Annotated in this window: 21 protein-coding genes; 20 read left to right on the top strand and 1 reads right to left on the bottom strand. The window is 36.2% G+C overall.

Annotated elements, in window-relative coordinates:
• The first annotated feature begins 21 nt into the window (after positions 1 to 21).
• The 20 genes from VEB00_14785 (at position 22) to VEB00_14690 (ending at position 21,108) form a co-directional block, all read left to right on the top strand.
• Positions 22 to 1,203, top strand: coding sequence for a DUF6602 domain-containing protein (locus VEB00_14785; GenBank protein ID HYF84283.1), 1,182 nt, complete (start codon positions 22 to 24; stop codon positions 1,201 to 1,203).
• Between the two features lie 293 nt (positions 1,204 to 1,496).
• Complete coding sequence (locus VEB00_14780) at positions 1,497 to 3,014, top strand: hypothetical protein (GenBank protein HYF84282.1); 1,518 nt, start codon at positions 1,497 to 1,499, stop codon at positions 3,012 to 3,014.
• A gap of 138 nt (positions 3,015 to 3,152) precedes the next feature.
• Positions 3,153 to 4,394 (top strand): hypothetical protein, encoded by a 1,242-nt coding sequence (locus tag VEB00_14775; GenBank protein HYF84281.1) that lies wholly within the window; start codon positions 3,153 to 3,155, stop codon positions 4,392 to 4,394.
• A 409-nt stretch (positions 4,395 to 4,803) separates the two neighbouring features.
• Positions 4,804 to 5,454: a hypothetical protein gene (locus tag VEB00_14770; GenBank protein ID HYF84280.1), complete on the top strand. Its 651-nt coding sequence runs from the start codon at positions 4,804 to 4,806 to the stop codon at positions 5,452 to 5,454.
• 286 nt (positions 5,455 to 5,740) lie between these two features.
• Positions 5,741 to 6,316 (top strand): hypothetical protein, encoded by a 576-nt coding sequence (locus tag VEB00_14765; GenBank protein HYF84279.1) that lies wholly within the window; start codon positions 5,741 to 5,743, stop codon positions 6,314 to 6,316.
• Between the two features lie 81 nt (positions 6,317 to 6,397).
• Positions 6,398 to 6,964, top strand: a complete 567-nt coding sequence (locus VEB00_14760; GenBank protein ID HYF84278.1) for a DUF4256 domain-containing protein — start codon at positions 6,398 to 6,400, stop codon at positions 6,962 to 6,964.
• Positions 6,965 to 7,067: 103 nt separating this feature from the next.
• Positions 7,068 to 7,637, top strand: coding sequence for a DNA-3-methyladenine glycosylase I (locus tag VEB00_14755; GenBank protein ID HYF84277.1), 570 nt, complete (start codon positions 7,068 to 7,070; stop codon positions 7,635 to 7,637).
• Between the two features lie 643 nt (positions 7,638 to 8,280).
• Positions 8,281 to 8,397, top strand: coding sequence for a streptolysin S family bacteriocin (locus tag VEB00_14750; protein ID HYF84276.1), 117 nt, complete (start codon positions 8,281 to 8,283; stop codon positions 8,395 to 8,397).
• A gap of 121 nt (positions 8,398 to 8,518) precedes the next feature.
• Positions 8,519 to 9,682 (top strand): radical SAM protein, encoded by a 1,164-nt coding sequence (locus VEB00_14745; protein HYF84275.1) that lies wholly within the window; start codon positions 8,519 to 8,521, stop codon positions 9,680 to 9,682.
• Complete coding sequence (locus VEB00_14740) at positions 9,645 to 10,904, top strand: radical SAM protein (protein ID HYF84274.1); 1,260 nt, start codon at positions 9,645 to 9,647, stop codon at positions 10,902 to 10,904. The genes VEB00_14745 and VEB00_14740 overlap by 38 nt, the downstream gene beginning before the upstream one ends.
• A gap of 23 nt (positions 10,905 to 10,927) precedes the next feature.
• Positions 10,928 to 12,190: a radical SAM protein gene (locus VEB00_14735; protein ID HYF84273.1), complete on the top strand. Its 1,263-nt coding sequence runs from the start codon at positions 10,928 to 10,930 to the stop codon at positions 12,188 to 12,190.
• Positions 12,191 to 12,267: 77 nt separating this feature from the next.
• On the top strand, positions 12,268 to 13,290 hold the full coding sequence (locus VEB00_14730; protein ID HYF84272.1) for a SagB family peptide dehydrogenase: 1,023 nt from the start codon (positions 12,268 to 12,270) through the stop codon (positions 13,288 to 13,290).
• A gap of 12 nt (positions 13,291 to 13,302) precedes the next feature.
• On the top strand, positions 13,303 to 14,406 hold the full coding sequence (locus VEB00_14725; GenBank protein HYF84271.1) for a streptolysin associated protein SagC: 1,104 nt from the start codon (positions 13,303 to 13,305) through the stop codon (positions 14,404 to 14,406).
• A gap of 19 nt (positions 14,407 to 14,425) precedes the next feature.
• The gene (locus tag VEB00_14720) at positions 14,426 to 15,763 is read left to right on the top strand and encodes a YcaO-like family protein (GenBank protein ID HYF84270.1); all 1,338 of its coding nucleotides are present in this window, start codon (positions 14,426 to 14,428) and stop codon (positions 15,761 to 15,763) included.
• Positions 15,738 to 16,391 carry a CPBP family intramembrane glutamic endopeptidase gene (locus tag VEB00_14715; GenBank protein ID HYF84269.1) on the top strand — a complete coding sequence of 218 codons (654 nt, stop codon included), beginning with the start codon at positions 15,738 to 15,740 and terminating at the stop codon, positions 16,389 to 16,391. Before VEB00_14720 ends, VEB00_14715 begins: the two co-directional genes overlap by 26 nt.
• Positions 16,388 to 17,137 (top strand): CPBP family glutamic-type intramembrane protease, encoded by a 750-nt coding sequence (locus tag VEB00_14710; GenBank protein ID HYF84268.1) that lies wholly within the window; start codon positions 16,388 to 16,390, stop codon positions 17,135 to 17,137. Before VEB00_14715 ends, VEB00_14710 begins: the two co-directional genes overlap by 4 nt.
• Before the next feature lie 61 nt (positions 17,138 to 17,198).
• Entirely contained in the window at positions 17,199 to 17,912 is a 714-nt protein-coding gene (locus VEB00_14705; GenBank protein HYF84267.1) for a YIP1 family protein, read from the top strand.
• Between the two features lie 40 nt (positions 17,913 to 17,952).
• Positions 17,953 to 19,242 carry an HlyD family efflux transporter periplasmic adaptor subunit gene (locus VEB00_14700; protein HYF84266.1) on the top strand — a complete coding sequence of 430 codons (1,290 nt, stop codon included), beginning with the start codon at positions 17,953 to 17,955 and terminating at the stop codon, positions 19,240 to 19,242.
• 11 nt (positions 19,243 to 19,253) lie between these two features.
• Entirely contained in the window at positions 19,254 to 20,459 is a 1,206-nt protein-coding gene (locus VEB00_14695; protein ID HYF84265.1) for an ABC transporter permease, read from the top strand.
• Between the two features lie 43 nt (positions 20,460 to 20,502).
• The gene (locus tag VEB00_14690; protein ID HYF84264.1) at positions 20,503 to 21,108 is read left to right on the top strand and encodes a hypothetical protein; all 606 of its coding nucleotides are present in this window, start codon (positions 20,503 to 20,505) and stop codon (positions 21,106 to 21,108) included.
• A gap of 124 nt (positions 21,109 to 21,232) precedes the next feature.
• Here the strand turns inward: VEB00_14690 and VEB00_14685 are convergent, their stop codons facing one another.
• Complete coding sequence (locus VEB00_14685; GenBank protein ID HYF84263.1) at positions 21,233 to 22,132, bottom strand: DMT family transporter; 900 nt, start codon at positions 22,130 to 22,132, stop codon at positions 21,233 to 21,235.
• Between the last annotated feature and the right edge of the window lie 210 nt (positions 22,133 to 22,342).

Raw genomic sequence — 22,342 nt, 5'->3', positions numbered from 1 at the left:
AAATTATTTGTGAGGTTATTTATGGAGAAGAATGAAAAGATATTAAACTTATTCATTGAAGCAGGCAAGCAACTGCGTTATGACTTTGAAGAAATAAAAAAAGATAATCCGCATTATGGAGAAAGTGGAGCAGAAGCAGAAGTCATTTTGCGAGACTTTCTCAATGATCACCTCCCTAAGAGATTTGCTGCTGATACAGGTTGTGTTATCGATGATGAAAGTAATATCAGCATGCAAACTGACATTATTATTTATGATGCATTAAATAGTCCTATTTATCGGAAAGGTAAAAGAGTATTAATTCTTCCCAATGATAATGTAGCTTCAGTTATTGAGGTAAAATCCAAATTGAATAAGGAAGAGTTAAAAGATGCTGCTAAGAAGATTGCTTCTGCAAAAGCTTTAAAGAAAACACCTGTTAATGATGGCGATCAGCCAGTAACAATGAGTCCATTAGTAATAGAAAAAACCTTTGGTGTTGTTTTTGCATATGAATCATACACATCGCTTAATACTTTGTCTGAAAACTTAATAGAAATAAATGCAGAATATCCTTCAAGTCAATGGATTGATATGATTGTTGTTTTAGATAAGGGGATAATTGGATATACAATTCAAACGCCTTTTAGCAAAAATATGGGAGGATGGTTTGCAGGAAATTGTGATGATAACTTTTTAATTGCACCGTTTTATGTACACTTAGGAAAATCGGAACTTGGTGAACTTACATTAAACAAGTTTTTTAGTGACCTGATCATAAGACTTTCTTTTTATAGAAAACGTTCGTTGATAAATATCGAGAGTTTTTTAGGGAAACAGCCATCTGCTTTTATGACTCTGAAAGGGTATCAATACAACTTAGAAAGAGAATTAGTTGAAGTAGACGATTATCATAAAATGGGCAATTTTAAAGGTGCTACAGTTAAATATAATTTATTCTTTAAGCGTGACAAAAAGTTGATAGGTCAAGTTGGGTGGATACCTTGGCAAGATGGGGCTGTTATCTGCTATACGGGTGCAATACCTCCACAAATTGTTTTTCAGGTTTATTTTGATGCAGCAGGAGAAAAGGGTATGTTTATGCCAGAGCTAGAAGAACATAACTTTTGGATGTCATCTGTTATTGCTCTAAAAGTTGATGAGTTTATATCAATAACTAGTAAATTATCCGGTGATTTTTATGCTGAGAGGGACTGTAAATAAAAATAAATTAACCATATAACCATTCTAAATATCAGATATAATATCAACGCTGATGGTTTAATCTAAAAATAACTAATTACACTTTATCCGTAGAATTGGGACAAGTTAGTTTGTTAGGGGTGGTTGAGTATCAATTCCAATTAGGCTAATAACTAGAAGTTGAGTAAATAGGGGTTATCAATATAGGATTCTTTTTGTGATAACAGCAATATCGGAAGCGAAGAATAAAGCTTGACCTGGATTCTGAAATAATGTAAATACGAGTTAGTCTTTTAATTATTGGAGGTAATGAGATGCTTGAAAATCTAATGAAAGAATTCTTGAGGATATTACCGAGATTTTATGAAAACTCTGGACTGGACTTATTCAGTAGCACAAAGGAATATATCCTTAAAGTTTTTAGTCGAGATATTCAAAATCATAGAAGTCTTGATGAAATCGAGCACGATTTTTATAACTTAATTATATGTAAAGTACAATACTTTAGATATGATGAATTGATTTTCATCGTTGAATTTATGAGGGAACAGTATTGCCAAAAGCTTCATCCCAAAGAGCATTTATTTAGGATGAATGAATTTAATGAAATTGCGCTTCATTTACAAAAAATATGTTTGCAGTTGGGTAATCAAGGATTTCAGAACAATGCTGTTTTATATGAAAATACCAATTTGGATGAATTATTTGAACTTATAAAACTTTATAACATATTTATTCTGAATATGGAGTATTACAAGGCACTGGGAAGGGAAATATCGGACATCAATCTTTTTGAACCAATAAAAGATGAAAAGGTAGATCAGTTTTTTGACGAATGCGCTGAACTTTATACAAGCAGGAAAATTGAGCAGGAAGAAATTATAGACCCAAGATTGAGACAGTATTTAGTTAGAAAAAGACTTATGCCTGAGTTAATTATGAAAAGAGCTAATCACTCAATTGAAACAATTTTGGGTTTTAGGGTATCTGACTTGGACATTATTGTTAATAATCTGCATTTGTTGGATAGAGATTCCAAGATAAAAGACCATTATTATGTTAGCAAGGATAGATTCAAAAAATTATTCAAGAAGTATCTGGATGTACAAACTATATGCAATATTATTGAATATTTTTCAATAATTAGGCTTTTTAAAGCGGAAATTGAAGTTTCCACCAGGCACTTAGAATTAAGATGTTTTTATGAGGAGGGTAAATGCATAAAGTTTGGTAAGTATACATTTATAGAAGTTGTGACTATATTTAAAAATATATGCTTCTCCGGTCATTTCATGGGTGAGATGATTATTGATAAAAAAAATAAAAGTCTTTTTAGTGAGTTGCAGCAAGATATGTCACTATTTTTTTCATATAAACTTGCGGATTTTATTGAGTCACAAGGTTTCATTCTTCCAAGAGACCCAGATGAACCGGACATAGTTTATGTAGATATAAAAAAAATAATTAATAAAAAAGGCAAGACAATAGCCTTTAATGATATTGATATTTTGGCATACAAGCCTGCGAAAAAACTGATTTACAATTTTGAATTGAAGTATTATAAAGCTGCCATGAGCCACAGAGAACTAGTATTTGATAAAATTGAGAATAAAGTGTATCAACAGATAGCCTTAAGAGAAAAACTAATCGCTGAAAATTTATGTGATATACTAGATATCCTATTTGGTATAATTGATTGGAAGGATGTAAAAGTAAAATCTGTGATTATAACTGCAAGGCCAAGCTTTGGAGGCGTTACCTCTGAGAATAAAAATATTAGTTGTTATTCTTGGAATCGGTTGGCTAAAGAAGTTAAAGCAGGTATTTTTTAACTTTAAATTTATCATTAATTTGCACTTTCCCTTTGTATTATCCATATAATTGGGAAAGTTTGTCTGAAATACGAAATTTGGGATACATTTAAGAAAGTAGTGATACATATGAAATGTGCATATTGTGGAGAAGAAAGAGTGCCTACAAGAGAACATATAATACCTGATGGGTTTCTTAGAGGAATGAATAAAAGTGAACAAATTCGTTGGACTGAGGCTGCGCCATGCAAAGTCATAAACAGTGATTTTATCATTAAAGATGTATGTAGTGTATGTAATAATGGCGTTCTATCGCAGCTAGATACATATGCAATCAATGAAATCATAAAATATAATGGTAAAATACAAAAAGATATAATGCAGGTAATTTTCGAATATGATTATAACAAATTAGCCAGATGGTTATTAAAAATATGCTACAATTCAGCAAGAGCTAATAAATTAGAATATGATTCAAACTCATATAAAAATTGCATACCATATATTAAAGATAATAAAGAAATAAACAATAAAATTAGTGTTTATGGATTATTTATAGATTTAGCCATTAATGGCAAGACACATGATTACTATCATTTTGATGGTAATTCAGAATATACAATAGATTTTTTCAGAATAGCTCCATTTAAATTGAAAGATAAAAGTACTCACAAATGTTCTATGAGAACAATTATAATAAACTCATTTGCATTTTTGATTATAGTGTATGATGAAGATATTGATAAGGGTGAGATTAATGAAATAGAAAAGGCAATACTGAATGTCAGTTCTAATTTTGTAAAATTGGAAGCTTACAAGAAAGTAGAATTAAAGAAAGATAATAATTTCTGGCAAAATAGTTTATATACTAATGCTTTGCTTAACGAAAACTTTTTAACTAAAAGAGAAGTGAAAAACAATGATTATAAATTCTATATTATAGAAATAAGTAAAGAAGAAATATTAAGTAGAAATTACATTCAGATACAAGAATATATAGTATCAAAACGGGATAATAAGCAAAATGTTAAAGACAATTATCAAAAATTTATAATTTCAGTTTCAGGTTATGATGATGACATGAGAGAATTATTCTGCATTGCTGAATTTCAAACCTATATAAAAGAGATAATTACTGAATTTCCTGAAATAATATGGTATTTGAATTTAGAAATAGGTTTCTTTGAAGCTATGTTCTTAGCATATATAAATGACAATGCTACATTAGAGGTCGATAATAGGATTATTATGAATAAAGGGAAAATGATGGATTTTATTACCAAATGTTATGCCAGCATAAATAATCTTATAAATGAATTCGCTATAGATAATAGTTGTAATGATAAAATCACTAATTTATTGAACGAAGCGATATTTAAAATACTTAAGTTATATCAATAGACTATTATTAAATTTATAAAGTACATAAGCTAAATCTAATATGCGGCATAAATTATTAGAAAGATAAGTATTGATTCCATTAATGATCTTCGATTATATATAAAATTGGACAAGCATAGCTATAAGGGTAGTTCAAGCAAACATAATATTATCAACCTTTGATAAAATATACAATACTTCAATTATTGCTGCTTCAATGAAAAATAAACATGGAGGATACTGACTAATGGCGAAACAAGGTTTGCATGTTGATACAATATATCCAATTTTATAAGATGCTCATGCCAGAACTGGATGGTCACTATGTATTGGGGCAGGAACATCTTCACCAGTTATTCCAGACTGGTTTCAGTTAGTAGATTCTTTAATAATAAAGTATTGCAAGATAGAAGACAGGATAAATATAGATGTGTATAAAAAAATGGGCTTTTCTGCTGATGCTATGATTCAAGCAGTTAAGAACAATCTGAGAAGTAGTGATAATGATTTTATTAATATGCTTTCTGAGGAAATATATGAAAAGATAAAAAATCAACTAACACTGAGGCAATGGAAGTCATTTTGTATTGTCCATAATTTACAACATTTATCTGATATTAAAAAAAATGTTTGGGATGACTTTAAATACATAAGAGAAAATGTACTTAACAAAACATCATCGTATCAATTAGCAAAAGTCATCGTTTCTGCTATTGAAAACGATATCGCTCCTAAAACAATACTGACGTTTAATGGTGAAGCAATATTATTGGCAATGATAAACTCATTCAGTGTAGACCAAGGACATGGTAATAAAATAATATTTGATAGGGTTCTTAATAGCATTATCAATACAAGACAATCACGTATACCTTATATCCATTGCCACGGTGTTGTACCAATCGATGGAACCAAACCTAAAAGAGGTTATATTGCTAACGATAAACTTGCATGGGACAAGGGGACAGGTACATTGTCCCAATCATTCTTAAAGAATATGGTGCCAGGGAAACCTCCGAAAAACTCGCAATGTTTGAAAATATCACGTTTATTGGGAATGGTAAATCATTACCTGATATAAATAAGTCCTATAGAACGAATTTTTGAGCCTTGTATTTTCGAATCGTTAGTTTTATTTTTTTGATATGGAGTTTTTCGGAGCTCTTCCAGGCACGACAGTTAGGCAGTTATTGAATTAAAAGGTCTCGATAGCTGACCAACTGTCGTGCCTGGCACCTGGGTTTTCAAAAGGAAGATTATTCAACATTTATATAGGATAGTTATGATTGGTTAGTAAAATAATAAGTTAACAGTGCGAGGAAGACTATTAAGTTTTATTAGCTGAAACAATAACAGGAGGTATGTAAATGAAAAAAACCATGGCCTTATTATTGATAGCTCTAACTATCATTGCAATTCAAATAGGATGTGTTGGTAAATCTGAACAGCCTAAAGAGCTTGAAAGCAAAGTGATTTATAGCGAATTGCAGACTTCAAACTTATCAGAACAAGTTAAGAAGTTAGAAAAAGATAAAATAGATACTAAATATTCAAAGTGGATTGGCAATTGGAGTATGGGAGAACAAAACGGAATTGGTGCAAGCGCTAAGTTAAATATTAGCAATGCAAACAAGAAACAGTTTAGTTTCTCGATAGATGCTTATTTTATAAGTACGATACTTACGGAAAGTGGAGAATTAATTCCCAATCCCCATGAAGGCAATATCGCGGGTATCGCTTATTTCACTTCTTCTAAAGAGGCATATTTTACGACAAAAGAGTATCCTGATTATAAAATGATTTTTAAACTTACAAATGAGAATGTTATTAATATTGAAGAGATTAATATCAAAACTGGGCAAGATTATGGTCAATCACCATTTGCAGGAATGAACGTGAGATACTCAGGTATATATACTAAAAAGATATTGGACCAAAAGTGATAATTAGAAAGCAGAAGGGACGGTTCCCTCTGCTTTAGACCTGGCACCCCAATATAGAAATCTTCATTAGGAGGTTTAATTATGAAAAATGAAAAAAGGGAGTTGTCACAAGAACAACGTGAAGAACTACTCGGAGCATTGAAAGCCCGTTTTGAGAAAAACGTGAACCGACATAAAGGTTTTGAATGGGCTAGAGTACAAGCAAAGCTAGAAGCTAATACTGAAAAACTGTGGTCACTCAATGAGATGGAAAGAACTGGCGGTGAACCGGATGTTATTGGTTATGATAAAGAGACGGGTGAATACATTTTTTATGATTGTTCAGCGGAAAGTCCTAAAGGCCGCAGAAGTCTTTGTTACGACCGTGAAGGGCTGGAGTCAAGGAAAGAACATAAACCAGAGAATAACGCTATTGATATGGCAGCTTCCATGGGCATAGAGCTTTTAACGGAAGAACAATATCGGGAATTGCAGAAACTTGGGAATTTCGATACAAAAACGTCGAGCTGGGTGAAAACGCCTACTGAGATTAGAAAACTCGGCGGCGCCCTCTTTTGTGATCGTCGCTACGACCATGTCTTTGTGTATCATAACGGTGCAGAATCTTACTATGGAGTTAGGGCGTTCCGCGGATCGCTAAAGGTCTAGCTTTTGAAGGGTAGGTGCCAAGCACGAAACAAAAGAACTTAATTGATGAGTAAACAATAAGAATATGCTGCCAGAAGTTTCATAAACGAAGGAGAAAACTATCATGAAGAGGTGTAATTGGTGTGGTAAGGATGAACTATATGTAAGATATCATGATGAAGAATGGGGACTGCCGGTATTTGATGATAAAAAGCAATTTGAATTTCTTGTGTTGGAATCTGCACAGGCAGGGTTGAGCTGGATTACGATATTAAGGAAAAGAGAGAACTACCGAAAAGCTTATGATAATTTTAATCCTTTATCTGCAGCGAGCTTTGATGAAGAGAAAGTTCAAGAGTTGCTGAGCAATGAAGGTATTATAAGAAATAATAGTAAAATCAGAGCTTCGATAAATAATGCTCAAAGATTTTTAGAGATTCAAAAGGAATTTGGGAGCTTTTGTGATTATATATGGAGGTTCGTAGGTTATAAACCGATAATAAATTGTTGGACTAGTGAATCAGAGATTCCCGCGAAAACGGATCTTTCAGAAGAAATAAGCAGGGATATGAAGAGGAGAGGTTTTAAATTTTTAGGACCTGTAATAATGTACTCCCATTTACAGGCTACGGGGTTGGTCAATGACCATGTTTTAGACTGCTTCAGGCATGAACAGGTCGTTAAGAATGATTAAATGCCAGACACGATAATCTAAAAGGGTATGTAAAAGCATCTCATTAATTAATGAGATGCTTTTATGTTTACAAAGATACATTAAAGCTATAACCAATAAATTATGATATATGTGATTCTACTGAGTCATCATGATTTAACCCTAAAGGCTTTATTAAATACTAAAATGAGTAAAATACAAAAAATGTAAATGCATGCATAATATGATACAACCTATAATACTTATAATGTATTAGAAAATATATATAATTTATATCAAGTATAGGACTATACTTTAAGCCGTATCATTCTAAGCACTTATATTTCTACTAATGTATACCAAGTCACTTCATGCTGCCACGCAATTAGTATATCTTTCATTCTAGTATTTTTTTAAGAATACTATGTTGGAGTTTTTACTGCTCATCTGTTTTTCATTTATGCACATCTTTGTTTTATTGAAATCAGCTACTTAAGTGGTGAAAGGCAAAATTGTTTAAAAACCTAGTATGGTTCTCCTACCTTGTAAATGTATACGTATTCATATATACCGCAATTCACATTGCATCATACAAGTAAGGAGTTCTATATAAAGAAAAGCCCTGGATTCAAATGGGCGAAGTATTTAATAACCTAATTAAATAATAAGTGAGGAGGTGAAACTCATGTTAACATTTACTTCTAAGGTTGGAGCTACTTGTACTGCAAGTAATACAGTTGTATTGGCTCCTGGTTCTTGCTGCTGCTGCGGTGGATCTACTTGCACATCAACTTCCTGGTAATAGCAAGGTAAAGCAAAGGGGAGATGTTATGGGGCTTGCGCACATAGCATCTGCCCCAAAATAACAAAATGCTGTATCAAACAAACCTTGACAGGGTGAAGATACTGAGGAAGTGAAATAGATGAATCTTGATGTATTTGTAACAACTGCATGTAATATGCAATGTCTGTTCTGTGGAGCATGGAAGCAGGATAATCCAAATCAATTTATAGAACTGGATAAAGTTTTTAGTATCCTTGATGCTGGAAAAGATTACGGTTTCAAATACACCACTCTATCCGGCGGAGAACCCCTGATGCATCCTAATATTCTTGAAATAATAGATTACGCAAATAATAAAGGGTTCTGGATAAATATCACGACAAACGGCCTTCTAATAGATGACAAATTCTTAAGCAGTATAAAGGGAAAAAAGGTAAATATCAGAGTAAGCTTTCATTCCTTGAAAAAAGAGCTTCATAATAAGATTACCAATGGAGACACATACGATCAATTGGTTGCTACCATTAACAGGCTTAAGGAATTGAGAGTGTATTACTCCATAGGCAGCACTATCTTTGAAGAAAATGTGGATGAAATCGAACAGCTGGCTGAATTTGCATTAAAATCAAATGCGGCTTTTATTAGGTATTCGCCAGTTGTTAGTATTTTAAAAGGGAATGGTATCAAACTCGATCAAAAGTTTCATGAGGAAATGCTGGTTAGAATCATAAAAGCAGCATTGAAGTACAAAAATTATTTGAGTTATCCCAAGAAAAACCTAAACCTGATTGGAGATCCGATTGATATCATGACAACACGGCGATGTCCTGCCGGTTCGGACATTTTTATGATTGTTGATGCAAATCAGGATATCATCCCGTGCCAATTCTTTCCGTCCGAAGTTGAATATCCTCATTGTAAATACACATGCTGTGACGATTTCAAGAAGCTGAAGAATGAAATGAACGGCATGTTTTCAGAGGATTTCCTTGATAATCTGCAAGGCGAATGCAAGGATTGCTCCTTCAAGTCAGTCTGCTATGGCAGCTGCATCGGCAACAAGCTTACCAGAGGCCTTAAGCTGACAGATGAACAGCCGCTGTGTTTAAGAAAGATAATGAAGAATGCATTAAGTGGGTTTAGTAGTAAAGAAATGGAAGATTTAATGCAGTATTGGTATTACCACTATAATCAGCGTGTAAGCATTTTTGACAGAAATAAAAGCTGCATAAGAAAATTACCAATCTGGGAGTTGAATTTTAAATATGGCATACAACAAAACTTTCAAGATACTGCTTATTAATCCGGTCACCAAACGCTATTTCTGGGGCAACTCATATTTCCCCAGTCTGGGGCTTCCACTTATGGCGGCTTATACACCAGAGAATATAGAAGTCAGTATCATCGATGAAGCCCAGTCGGCCTTGGATTTGGATAAGCTGCCTGATGCAGATCTGATAGGTATATCCACCCTCACTGCGTCTGCCGGCAGGGCATACGAAATTGCAGATGCCTACCGGCGTATAGGTAAAAAAGTAGTAATGGGAGGAATACATGCAAGTTCACTTCCGGAAGAGGCTTTAACCCACGCAGATTCAGTTGTTGTGGGTGAAGGCGATAATCTATGGAGTAAAGTGATAGAGGATTTTGAAAAAGAAGATTTGAAGAAAGTCTATTCTGCATTAGGTAACCCACCTACGATGAAGGAAACGCCTATGCCAAGCTGGCATCTGGTGGAGAAAGGTGCCAGAGATAGAAACATGCAGATTGTATTACCGGTGCAAGCCGGTAGGGGATGCCCAAACAAATGCAACTTCTGCAATGTACCGGAAATGTTCGGCAGGGCTTACAGAACTAGGAATATCTCAGATGTCATCGATGAGATTGCAACAGTAAAAGAAAAATTGTTCTTATTGATTGATGATAATCTGCTGGCAAGTGTTAAGTTTGCAAAAGCACTGTTGGCCCAAATGGTGCCGCTGAAAAAAGAATGGATGGGATTGGCAAGCCTGGCTCATCTCAATGATGATGAAATACTCAAAGCACTAAGTGATGCAGGCTGCCGCTACTTGTTCATAGGATTCGAGACTACAAACCCTCAAAATATACAGAAGATCAACAAAAGTGTTAATAAGATAAGCCAGTATTCAGAAATTATCAATAAAATACACAGTTATGGAATGAAGGTAATCGGTTCTTTCATTGTGGGGTTAGACCATGATGATGACAGTGTGTTTGAGGACATTTACACTTTTATTGATCGGAATGATATCTATGTACCAATTGTAAATATATTGACGCCTTACCCGGGTACTGAGCTGTTTCTCAGTTTGAAAGAACAAAATCGAATAATATCCTATGACTGGAGTAGATACAGCTGTGACGAGGTTGTCTATCTGCCAAGGAATATGTCTGCGGAAACTCTGCAATTGCGCCACCATGAGCTGGTCAAAGCGCTATCCGGAAGAGCGAAGAATAAGTTCTCAGGCAGACAGAAAAAAGATTATTCAGTATACGACTTTTAAATTTGAAGGTGGGAATTAATTTTATGAAATTACTTTTGATTAGCCCTGGTATTGACAATGAAGAGTCCAGATTTGTTGCCGAGGCAAACAAACTGAGGATGATAACGCCAATGCTGGCATTACCCTACCTGGCGGCGCTGACACCACCCGATATTGAAGTAAAGATCATTGATGAGCAGCATGGACTTATCAGCCATTTTGAAGATGCAGATCTGGTTGGGATAACCGGCATGACAATGCAAGCAAATCGCATGTATAAAATTGCTGATATCTATCGGTCCAGAAATATCCCCGTTGTTCTGGGCGGCATACATGTGACATTCTTACCTGAAGAGGCAAGCAAACATGCGGACAGTATCGTCATAGGAGAAGGTGACGAAATCTGGCCGGTATTGATGGAGGATTTCAAAAGAGGTGAATTAAAGCCTGTATATAGATGCATCAATCCCCCTTCCCTCGAAAACCTGCCATTTCCAAGACTTGATCTGATAGATGGCCCCAGTTACAGAATGCCGCATGGGTCTCTAAATTCCGTAATGGCTACCAGGGGATGCCCCAATAACTGCAGCTTTTGCTGCGTCACAAAAATGTTTGGCAGAGGGTTCAGGACCAGGCCGGTGCAGCATGTAATTGATGAAATTATGCGTATGAATAATGATCCCATATTGTTTGCAGATGACAATCTAATCGGAAATAGAAATTACGCCATGGAGCTGTTTAAAGCGGTGAGGCCCTTGAATAAGGTGTGGGGCGGGCAGGTCAGCATGAAAATTGCTCATGATGAGGAACTTTTAAAGCTTGCCGTAGAAAGCGGCTGCAAATCTTTGTTCATTGGCTTTGAAAGCATCGATGAGGAAAATATCATCCTTATTAATAAAAAGAATGTAAATACTGTTGAAGGTTACAGCGAAGCGATAAAAAAGCTTCATGACAGGGGTGTACATGTTTATGGCTCGTTTATCATCGGCTTGGATAACGATGATGAAAGCATATTCGAGAAAATGTATAACTTTATAGAAAAGAATGAAATCGAGTTTCCGCTGGTGGGTGTTCTTACCCCTTTACCGGGAACCGAGCTCTTCAAGCAATTTGAGAGTGAAGGCAGAATCATCGATTATAATTGGAACAAGTATAATTTTTGCCAGGTGGTTTACAAGCCTAAGAAAATGTCTGCCGACAAACTGAAAAACGGGTATGATATGCTGGCACGTGCCATTAGAAGGAGTGGGATGAGGAAGCAATTGGGTAGCCAACAAGCTTCAAGGTTGGAAATAAATGCTTTCTAGTTTCGGTTATATGGTCCAGATCCAACAATCAGAATCACTATATTCTATGAAATACATAATGGGAGGAGATGACATCAATGGCGTCTGAAAAGATGGGAGAAAAAGACAAAGAAAAAAACAAGAAAGTGAAAATGTCTATCCAGGAGTTTCAACAAAGAGAGATGGGACCTATCTGGGAAATATTCGATTTTGCCGCCAATATTCCGGTATCTATCTATACTGAATCAACAGCTGTCAAGTTACCAGAAATGTGCTACAGAGGTGCCCTAATTTCTGAGAACAGGTTTTTCAGTGAAGAATACCTGCTCAATTCCAAGCGCTGTTCCATAGATATGGCTCTGCCCTTGGGGGTGTTTTCTTACGCATCCCTGGCAACAAGAGGAAGTCTTTCTTTCAGGCATTTCCTGGAAGAAGAGGAACATGATCAGGAGGATAACACCATTGAGCTTCCTGACTATATGAAGGTAAAGACCTCTCTGGATGTTCTGGTACGCTCAAGAAGAAGCATCAGAGAGATGACAGGAAGAAGGATCAAGCTGGAAGAGCTTTCAACCATTCTTTTTTATGCAAATGGTACGACCGGTGATTTTAACCATGCCCCCGAGGGTGCCGAGTTTGCTGTGACCGAGTCATTAGGCTCCAGATATGTGAGCAAGGTTCGTACAGCGCCTTCAGGGGGAGGACTTTACCCGATATATCTTTATGTGGTCATTCAAAATGTGGAGAAGCTGGAGGACGGTATCTACAAATACATGCCGCTGACCCACTCGCTCAAAAAGGTCAAATTATTTGACGAGAGGGACAAAGGGGAACTCTATACCATTGCCAACTGGGGTAGAAATATAGAGCTGCCTAAGCTGAATATGATTATTTTCTACGTTTACAATTTATATGAGAACTCAAGAAAGTATGTGGATATGGGTCTTACCTTCGGTCTGATTGAAGCGGGGGAAATATCGCAGAACATCCATCTTGCATGCACAGGCCTTAACCTGGCTTCCTGTGACATAGGCGGATACGACAAGGTTCCCTGCGAGAAGCTGATTGGTGTGGATGGTCTGACTAAGCATATCATACATTTAACAGTAATAGGTGAATAGGAGGTAAAAGTAATGTACAACAGCAGTTTTAAATATACACTTGCTGACAATGTAAGGGTTTATTCCAATGGTGACAATGAATACCGTATCAGAAAAGGAATATGGAACTACGAGGAAGCCGGTTTGACATTGGATGCATTCAATAAGAACATGAGAGATGCACTTGTCAAGATATTCAATGATATGGATGAAGGCATCGCTGTAGATATATTTGACGTGATGGAGGAAATGCAGCTTACCCAGGACGAGAAAAATCTTGTAGAAAGATTGATGCTGCAGCTACAGGAACAAAACTATGTGGTATATGAAAACGATGATTTTATCAAGCAGCTGCTTTACAGCCTTATCGGAGGATCTGTCATTAATCAATTTGCCGGGGAAGTGAACATGCTGAAGCCTGTACTTTTCTTTGCTGATACCGAATACATAAGGGACTATGCGCAGACGGTTGCGAAGCAGATGAGCCTTCCCCTCACTGTCATGGGAGAAAAGGAATACAAGGACCTTTGTGAGGCAGACCTTACAACAAGGTTCGATGCGTATGACACTAAACAGAAAATGGAAGAATTTCAGAAATTCATAGAGCCATTCTATTGTATTGTCGGAAGCTTTGAACGACCGCATATTAATTTTCTGAGAAACCTGAACCGACTGCTGGTAGATATGTCTAAGCCGTTGACACTGAGCATGATGGATGGTCCCTTCCTGAGCCTCCTTACTATAAAGCCGACAGAGACCGGGTGCATTGAATGCTTCGAAAACAGAGTACTTGCACGTATGCAAGAAATGTCCGCCTACCGGAAATTTGTAGCTCATACAAGAAAATACGCGCCGATGAAGGAAAAGACCTATGCAAGTCCAATCATTCAAGCTTTTACTTCACTTGCCCTTTTTGAGGGGTTCCTGCTCTCGGCTATAGGAAGATCTAAGCTTGCAGGTCGAGTATTGAATATGTACATTCCGATTATGGAAATACAAATTCAAGATCTGATGCGTGTTCCCTTCTGTCCGGCATGTGGATTCATTGCACAGGCGGAAATGGAAGAGATGTATACTTCCTCGAAGAAAATTGTAGGCAACATTATTAACAAGATCATGATTAACAATGAGATATAAATGTAGGGAGTGATAAAGAATGCTAAAGAATTACCCTTCGCATACCAACTTAAAAAATAGATTCAGTGAAATTTGCGGACAACATGCCGGTATATTGGAGTCTCAGATACTCTTCTCCGCCAAGACAAATTACTCACCCAGTCCCGCATTATGCACAAACTCGATGCCTGCTTACCACAAGCTGCTGATTGGCGAAAATGTTGATATGAGCTACCATCTGTCCGGTTATGGGTATTACAGGGAAGAAGCAATGATCAGATTGCTTGGAGAAGGCATTGAGAGATATGCTCTATTGATTGCACCTACCTTGTATAAGAATAAATTTGTTTTTGCCAGTTACAAGGATATTCAAAAACAGGGGACGGTTATTCCTTGGGAATATATAAAGATTTTTTCTGATGAGGATTATGAAAAACTGGAAAAGAGGACGCTGATTAGAAATATTACACAGGATGATACAATTGGCTGGCTTAAATGCTCCTCTATTTTCGATCCTGAAAAAGAGATTTTCGTACCTGCTCAGCTGCTCTTTACCGGCTACCAGACGAATACCAGCGTCGGTGAACAGTATTTTGCTCCAGGGTTTTCAAAGGGTTCTGCTTCACATACTGATTTTAAGAAAGCCTTAAAGAGTGCCATATTGGAATATGTCGAGGCGGATGCATTGATGATCAACTGGTATACAGGCAGAAAGTGCAAGAAGATTATTCTTGACGACCCGACACTTCTGAATATGTTATCCGACCTTTTAGGCAAACAAAACTATGAACTGATACCATTCGAATACAGTCTTGAAGAGCTGCCGGGACATACTTTCGGACTTGCGCTTGTCAATAAGAGGGAAGAGCATCCATACATAGTAATGGGTTGCCAGACAACGCTGGAGCCTTTGTCAGGAATGTACAGGGCTGTAATGGAAGCGCTTGCTATTTTGTACCTTGCCAATTATGGTGCACTGGTTATGCCCAAGGACTATTTGGAGACGACAGGCCAGCAGAATTTTGCCAATCTGGATGCAAATGTTGCCTACTGGGCTCATGCAACGGATATGAACGAAAAGAAGGCAAAGCTTCTTGGGATGCTTCAGGGAGAAACGGCCTTGAGCGGGCTTAAAGACTATTCAGGTGATATTGACTTGGAACTGGAGTACATTCTCAAAAAGATGAGGAATGTATCTGAGTATGGCGTTTTTCTGGATATTACACCGCCGGAAGTTAAGAGTAAGGGCTGGAAGTGTATAAGGACATTTTTCCCTGAATTAGTGCAGATGTCCCTCCCGGGTTTCCCATATAGTAATCATCCAAGAATTAAAAAATATGGGGGAATCAAAAATGACACACCACATCCCCTTCCTTAAAGAAATTATCCTTTTGTGTACATTGGGTTTTTCGGGAGGGCTAAGCGTCATATTCCCCAGAGCGAAAAATAATACATATTTTTATACTATATTGGGTAATGTTGTAATCAATGTCCTGTTGATAGCTTTGGTCTTCCCGATAACGAGGGAGCAGTATTTTTACTTTAATGTTCCCCCAGCATATATGTACCTCATAGCACTTTTAGGGGGGCCTTTGTGCATTATACTTGAGTATGCGGTGGGAGCGGTACAGTTTGTAATAAAGAATAAAAAATTGCCGGACTATAGAGTGCACGCATTCTACGATATCAAGATAGGACCTGCTCTTATTGCCTTGATTATTCTATTGGTGGTCTGCGAAGAGTTAATTCTGAGGCAGTTCATGTTTACGATTTTTTATAACATGATAGGGCTTGGATTGCTATTGACAGTCTTGGTATGCGCATTAATATATTCGCTCAATCATCTGTATTTTGGCGTAAATACCCTGGTTCAGAAGTTTGTGAGCGGGTTGGTTTATACGTTACTATTTTACTTTTCCGGGTCATCCGTTGTGGTACCGATTATAGCACATTCGGTACAAAATCTGACCTTACTTTTCCTGTCAAGTCGTGGAGGTAGAAAATGATTGAGAATTTGCAAGGCTTCGCCATTTTCTTGGTATTGGCAACAATATATTCCGTATTATGGGGAAAAGTCCTCCTGTTCAATGCTCAAAAAAGGTATATTAAGAAATTTGCCCGGTTCCTGATGCAGTTTACAAGAATAGAATATACTTATTTGCATTCAGCTGTTTTAGGAGCTTTATATCTTGGGGGCGGACTTTTAGGGTGTGTCATCTTTTCCATAGCTTATCGGGTGAATATACTTAAATACTTTACTATAGAACCTGAGTACATAATTTATATAGTGATAGGCATTATTGCGGAAATGTCGGTATCAAGCCTTATAATATCACTGGTAATGGCGTTCAAGATGGATGTTGACTGGGTAAAGCAGATACAGACGATTCCCTGGATCAATTCAATATCTTTGATGCCTGAGCATATTGGACCCATTATACCGACTTCCGGTGCATTCTTTGAGGAAATGTTCTTCCGTGGGGTACTTTTTATTATCATGCTGGAAGTGTTTCCGCAGATTGGTGTGATCATACCCATTGCAGTTGTAACAGTATTGTTTGCTGTACAGCAGATACTTAATACAGAGACATTTCATCAAGGGGTTGCAATGGCAATTGCTTCACTATCTGTATCCGGTGTAGGCTGCCTGCTGATTATTTATACCGGCAGCTTTTTGCCGGCGTTGATAGCGCATGAATCATTTGTTATTTTCTATTTCAGCCAGATGGGCTTCAGCTATAAAAGAGCATAATACGCCTATGCAGCCAGGGGTCGTCGGATAAATTCAAATTTTATAATTTGGGGTGATTTTAATGATAAGCACTGATAATAAGCAAAAAAGTGAAAATGAATCTGAAAGCAAAATGAATGCATTCAGAATTATTGCCGATATGTTTCTTTCCCCTGTTGATGCAATGAAGCGTGTTGTGTTGAAAAAAAGACTGTTCATTCCATTTCTGATCATATTTGTAGGTACATTGCTGTTTGTATCATTAAATTTTCAGGCATTTAGCCATTTGATAAAGCAAAACATTGAAATGGGTATAGCACAAAACAACGCACCTGTTTCACAAGACCAAATAAATGCCATGGCTAATATCTTTTCATATGTGGGAGTTGTTTTGTTCCCTCTGATAGCCGTTGTTTCCTGGCTTCTTATTTCTTTGATATTCTTTGCTTTTGTTAGGCTTTTCAAGGGGCAGGCTTCCTACTCCCAGGTTTTGTCTATAGCAGGCATGGCCTATGTGGTAAAGCTGGTTTTCTATTTGCTGAGCTGTATCTCCGGATTATTTACAGGGGAACTGTATGTAAACTTTTCATTGGCTTTGCTGGCTCTGGATAAAAAAGGGCAGTTTATCTACGGCTTATTAAGGGGAATCGAGCTTTTTGACATCTGGTATTTTTCATTGATAGGAACAGGAATTTATGTGTTAACAAAGCTTGACAAGAAAAAAATCATACTAGTAACGTCTCTTATTTTTATCGGATATGTCCTTTTAGGAGCATCCAATATGAAAAATTTCTAATAGCCGATATAACCATTAACTTTTACGAGGAAGGTTTTATATGAAAGTAAAAAAAATAGTATGGCTTGTTTTGGGAGTGATTATTATATTGGGACTACTGTTTTATAATATTTACAGTAGTGGCGGTAAAGTCAATACATCCGTGGGGGGGCATCAGCAAGTAAATGTAAAACAGCTTAGGAAGGGTGAAATTGAGCTTCGCTTGAAAGCAGAAGGTCTGGTAGAAACAGAGGAAAAAAAGAAAATATATTTGGACAGCAACATTAAAGTCAAAAATGTATTGGTGGAGAAGTATGAGAAGGTCACAGCCGGCGAGCCATTGTTCGAAACAGATATGGATGAATATAATTCCAACCTTGATCAAATAAACCTCAAAATCGCATCTCAGCAGCTATTATTGAAAAAAGCAGCTTTAACAAGCAGCGTAGTGGCACAAAACGACTATGAAAATGCAAAAGCCACTTACGAGTTGGCAAAGAAAAGTTATGACCGCAGCAAAGTATTATATGAAACAGGCTCAATATCCAAGTATGAACTGGAGATAGAAGAAAAAACCTATAATGATGCGGAAACTGCTTATAAGAATGCTGAAACAGAATTAGAAAATTCTGAAACAACAGATAAGAATAATGAAATAGAGAGAGAGATACAGAAAAAAGATCTTGAAGACCTGATGCTTAGTCGTTCTATCATTGAAAAAAGTATCAGCAAACTGAAGGTCGCGGTTAAAAGCCCTATAGATGGTGTTGTTACGGAGGTCAATATAGAATCAGGATATGTTACTAATTCTGACCAGCCGGCCTTTGTTGTCATGGATACCGATAGCCTTAAGATACGTGCTGACATTAAAGAATCAGATATAAGATATATTCGTATAGGTCAAGAAGTGATTGTTACAAGTGATTTGATACATAAGGATGATGGCGTTAGGGGCAGTGTGGAAAAAGTAATTCCTATTGCCATTAAAAAAGATACCTCTAATGGTGAAGAAACATTTATGCAAGTAATTATTGGTATTGTCAAAAAGAATGAACTTCTTATGCACGGCTTAAATGTTGACTGTGAGATCATTGCCAGTAAAAAAAGTGATGCTATAGTTGTTTCCTTTGACATGATTCTAGAAGATAAGAATGGTGATAAATATGCATTTGTTGTAGATAAAAACAGCAATACGCTGAAAAAACGTACAATTAAGTTGGGAATTGTCTCAAATCTTAAAGCAGAAGTGTTAGCTGGATTGGAAGAGAATGATTTTGTAGTGCTTGAGCCACAACCAAACTATAAGGATGGCGATAAGGTTGTTATCACAATTATGGATGAAACTGAGTGAGGTGCTGAAAAATGAGCCTGTATGAGAGTTTCCGTCAAGCACTGGATAGTCTGAATTCCAATAAATTGAGATCCATATTAACAATGCTAGGAATAGTAATGGGAGTTTTTTCAGTCATCACTATAGTGGCAATCGGTAATGCGGCACAAGAATTTATAAATGCTGAGTTCGAGAGTCTAGGGGCTAATACATTAACCATTTCGGAAAGGAACAGAAGTTTTAATTCCAATGATTGGTTGTATTTAGATGACATGGACATTGTAATAGAAGCTGTTCCTCAAATAAAAAACATTCAGGCAGCCATACAAAGGATGGCAACCTTGAAGGTTGAAAATAGCAGCAGAGATGCAATTGTTTATGGTGTAACCTCCCAATTCAAAAGTTTTATGAAATATGGACTTGTATCAGGTAGAAGCATCAATGCGATTGATATATCAACAAAGTCTGATGTTCTTATGGTTGATGAGAATTTTGCAAAAAAATACTTTCATCGAGTGGATATCGAAGGTGAAACTATAGAACTGAAAAGTGATTCCAACAAAACGCTGAATCTGACTGTATTAGGCGTTTTAAAAGCCGATTCCAATCCATTGGAAGACATTTTTGGAGATTACTATCCAACCACTATATATGTCCCCATAAAGACCATCCAGAGATTTTTCAATGTAGACAAGGTTGACAGGATCATGATTTCAATCGCAGAAAAAGATAAATTGCAGGAGGTTGGAAAAAGGGCTATTCGCGCTTTGGAGTTTAAACATGGAAACAAAGATAAATACTATGCTTCAAATTCTGCAGAGATGCAGCAATCCCTTACAAGTATCATGTGGATCCTATCCTCTGTTCTTTTGGTAATAGCAATTATTACCCTGCTGGTTGGGGGGATAGGAATCATTAATATTTTACTGGTTTCTGTCACCGAAAGAACACGGGAGATTGGAATTAGAAAAGCTATTGGGGCTAAAAAAAGAGATATTGTCTTCCAGTTCTTAATGGAATCAGTTATCATGACCGGTTTCAGCGGATTAATTGGAATAGTTCTGGGGATTAGTACAGGTTACTTGATTGCTTATCTATTTAAAATAACTCCGGTAATTAACATATTGGTTATATTATTTTCATTTATTGGCGTGATATTATTAGGATTAATCTTTGGTGTCTATCCCGCAAAGAAAGCAGCGGACTTAGATCCGGTTGAATCAATAAGATATGAATAGTCATATTGAAAATTTAACAATAGTTAGATAGGAGCTGTGGCATATGTTTAGCAATAATAAGTTTATGAGTAAAAAGGCCGCATGGGAAGAACTTGCAAATGAAATGGGTGCAAGATATGTAGAGGGTAGACTTGGCTATTATGATAAAGTTTTGATTAATTATAAACATTGGGTTTTTATTTTGGACCTTTTTTCAAGAACCAATGGAAAAACAAGAACAATAGAAACTAGACTAAGAGTGTCTTTCATTAATAAGAAAGACTTTGACCTGCATATAAGAAACAGAAATATCTTTAATAAAATAATTTTTCTATTTAAGAGAAATAATGTTGAAATAGGGCAAATGGAAATTGATAATAAGTATTTTGTTGAAACTAATGATCAATCAAAGGCAAAAGAACTTTTATGCAATCCGGATATTCGCCAAATATTAGATAAAGTAAAAGGTTTCAATTTAGAAATAGTTAACGGGAAGGGCTTATTAGGGACAAAGTTTCCAGAAAAGATTAATGAAATGCGCTTAAAAACTTATGGAATAATCAAAGACAGAAATCATCTTAAACTGCTTATAGAGCTTTATAAACTGATGCTAGACCGGTTTATTGAATTGGGGATAACATCGGATGATGCTATTGACTTGATCTTGTAATCATGGTGCCAGGTACAGAACATAAGAACATATTGTTTCAATTGCAATAGTTAAGTTCTTAAGTGCTGTAGCTGGCACCATTTTTCTTGAAGAAACTAGTGAATAATAGTTAGGTGTCTGACACCTAAAATTTTGATTTATGGATAAAGTTCTTCTCAAACATTCCGGTTGTAATATATACTCCTAAAAACACTAATAGTCCACCTAATACTTGCACTATAGTAATCTTCTGTCCAAGTGCCAAACTAATAACAGCAGTAAAAACCGGATTAAGATTTAAAAATACTCCGGCCTTGCTGACGCCAATTTCTCTGACTCCTATGTTCCAAAATATGAAAGAACAAATTGTTGGGAAAATAGTTATATAAGCAATGCCTGTAACAGCTATTGTGCTAAGCTTCGCATAATCAATTCCCTGAGCAATTGCAAATGGAGCCATTAAAATTACAGCAATTAAACCAGACACAGCTGTAGACGTTATTGGGGGAATAGTTGTGAGTTTTTTGCTTATCATTGAATAAAGCGTCCACATTATTATTGCACCTATCATTAGCAAGTCACCTTTATTATATTGCGTAGCAAATATCTGTAGCAGATTGCCTTTAGTCATAATTACAAACACTCCCAGGAATGACACCAAAATACCCAATACTTGAATTCGTGGAATTTTTTCTCTTAGATAAATGGCAGAAGCTACAGCTATCAACCCCGGGTTAAATGAATTAACTAAAGAAGCATTAGTTGGGGACGTAAAATTAAGTGCATAATAAAGCACTGAATTATAACCTACTATGCCCAATATAGCTAATCCTGTTAATGAAGGCCACTCTTTAAACACTGTGTTCCATTTTGGCTTCTCAATAAAATGAGCTATCCCTATTAGAATAATTGATGCAAATAACCAACGGGTAAAGGTTATACTAATTGGCGGCATCTCTGCTACAACGAATTTGCCAAATACAAAGTTTCCTGCCCAAAATAAATTACATAAAACTAACAGCAACCAGACTCTAGATTTACTCATTATTAACTGACTCCTTTTATTTTCACAATTTCACTATATGCGCAAAATTCTAATATAAGATAAAAAATAGCTTTAGATGCACTGAAAATAGAAAATTCCTGAACACGTTACTTCATATTCTATTATCTCAAATATCATTTTACAATTTCAACTGACATAATGTTCCTCCTATTTTCTTTACCAAAAGGATGAATATGGTGCCTGAGAAAG

The organism is Clostridia bacterium (assembly GCA_035628995.1).
In the GTDB taxonomy this organism is placed as follows: domain Bacteria; phylum Bacillota; class Clostridia; order Lutisporales; family Lutisporaceae; genus BRH-c25.
The sequence above is the reverse complement of the archived record's forward strand: the minus strand, read 5'-3'. Positions and strand labels throughout refer to the sequence as shown.

Bases quoted from the DNA above. Each gene is read 5' to 3' on its own strand.
- VEB00_14765 (HYF84279.1), top strand. From the start codon at position 5,741: ATGAAAAAAACCATGGCCTTATTATTGATAGCTCTAACTATCATTGCA.
- VEB00_14710 (HYF84268.1), top strand. From the start codon at position 16,388: ATGATTGAGAATTTGCAAGGCTTCGCCATTTTCTTGGTATTGGCAACA.
- VEB00_14720 (HYF84270.1), top strand. From the start codon at position 14,426: ATGCTAAAGAATTACCCTTCGCATACCAACTTAAAAAATAGATTCAGT.
- VEB00_14700 (HYF84266.1), top strand. From the start codon at position 17,953: ATGAAAGTAAAAAAAATAGTATGGCTTGTTTTGGGAGTGATTATTATA.
- VEB00_14730 (HYF84272.1), top strand. From the start codon at position 12,268: ATGGCGTCTGAAAAGATGGGAGAAAAAGACAAAGAAAAAAACAAGAAA.
- VEB00_14715 (HYF84269.1), top strand. From the start codon at position 15,738: ATGACACACCACATCCCCTTCCTTAAAGAAATTATCCTTTTGTGTACA.
- VEB00_14695 (HYF84265.1), top strand. From the start codon at position 19,254: ATGAGCCTGTATGAGAGTTTCCGTCAAGCACTGGATAGTCTGAATTCC.
- VEB00_14750 (HYF84276.1), top strand. From the start codon at position 8,281: ATGTTAACATTTACTTCTAAGGTTGGAGCTACTTGTACTGCAAGTAAT.
- VEB00_14780 (HYF84282.1), top strand. From the start codon at position 1,497: ATGCTTGAAAATCTAATGAAAGAATTCTTGAGGATATTACCGAGATTT.
- VEB00_14760 (HYF84278.1), top strand. From the start codon at position 6,398: ATGAAAAATGAAAAAAGGGAGTTGTCACAAGAACAACGTGAAGAACTA.
- VEB00_14740 (HYF84274.1), top strand. From the start codon at position 9,645: ATGGCATACAACAAAACTTTCAAGATACTGCTTATTAATCCGGTCACC.
- VEB00_14690 (HYF84264.1), top strand. From the start codon at position 20,503: ATGTTTAGCAATAATAAGTTTATGAGTAAAAAGGCCGCATGGGAAGAA.
- VEB00_14705 (HYF84267.1), top strand. From the start codon at position 17,199: ATGATAAGCACTGATAATAAGCAAAAAAGTGAAAATGAATCTGAAAGC.
- VEB00_14785 (HYF84283.1), top strand. From the start codon at position 22: ATGGAGAAGAATGAAAAGATATTAAACTTATTCATTGAAGCAGGCAAG.
- VEB00_14725 (HYF84271.1), top strand. From the start codon at position 13,303: ATGTACAACAGCAGTTTTAAATATACACTTGCTGACAATGTAAGGGTT.
- VEB00_14745 (HYF84275.1), top strand. From the start codon at position 8,519: ATGAATCTTGATGTATTTGTAACAACTGCATGTAATATGCAATGTCTG.
- VEB00_14735 (HYF84273.1), top strand. From the start codon at position 10,928: ATGAAATTACTTTTGATTAGCCCTGGTATTGACAATGAAGAGTCCAGA.
- VEB00_14685 (HYF84263.1), bottom strand. From the start codon at position 22,132: ATGAGTAAATCTAGAGTCTGGTTGCTGTTAGTTTTATGTAATTTATTT.
- VEB00_14755 (HYF84277.1), top strand. From the start codon at position 7,068: ATGAAGAGGTGTAATTGGTGTGGTAAGGATGAACTATATGTAAGATAT.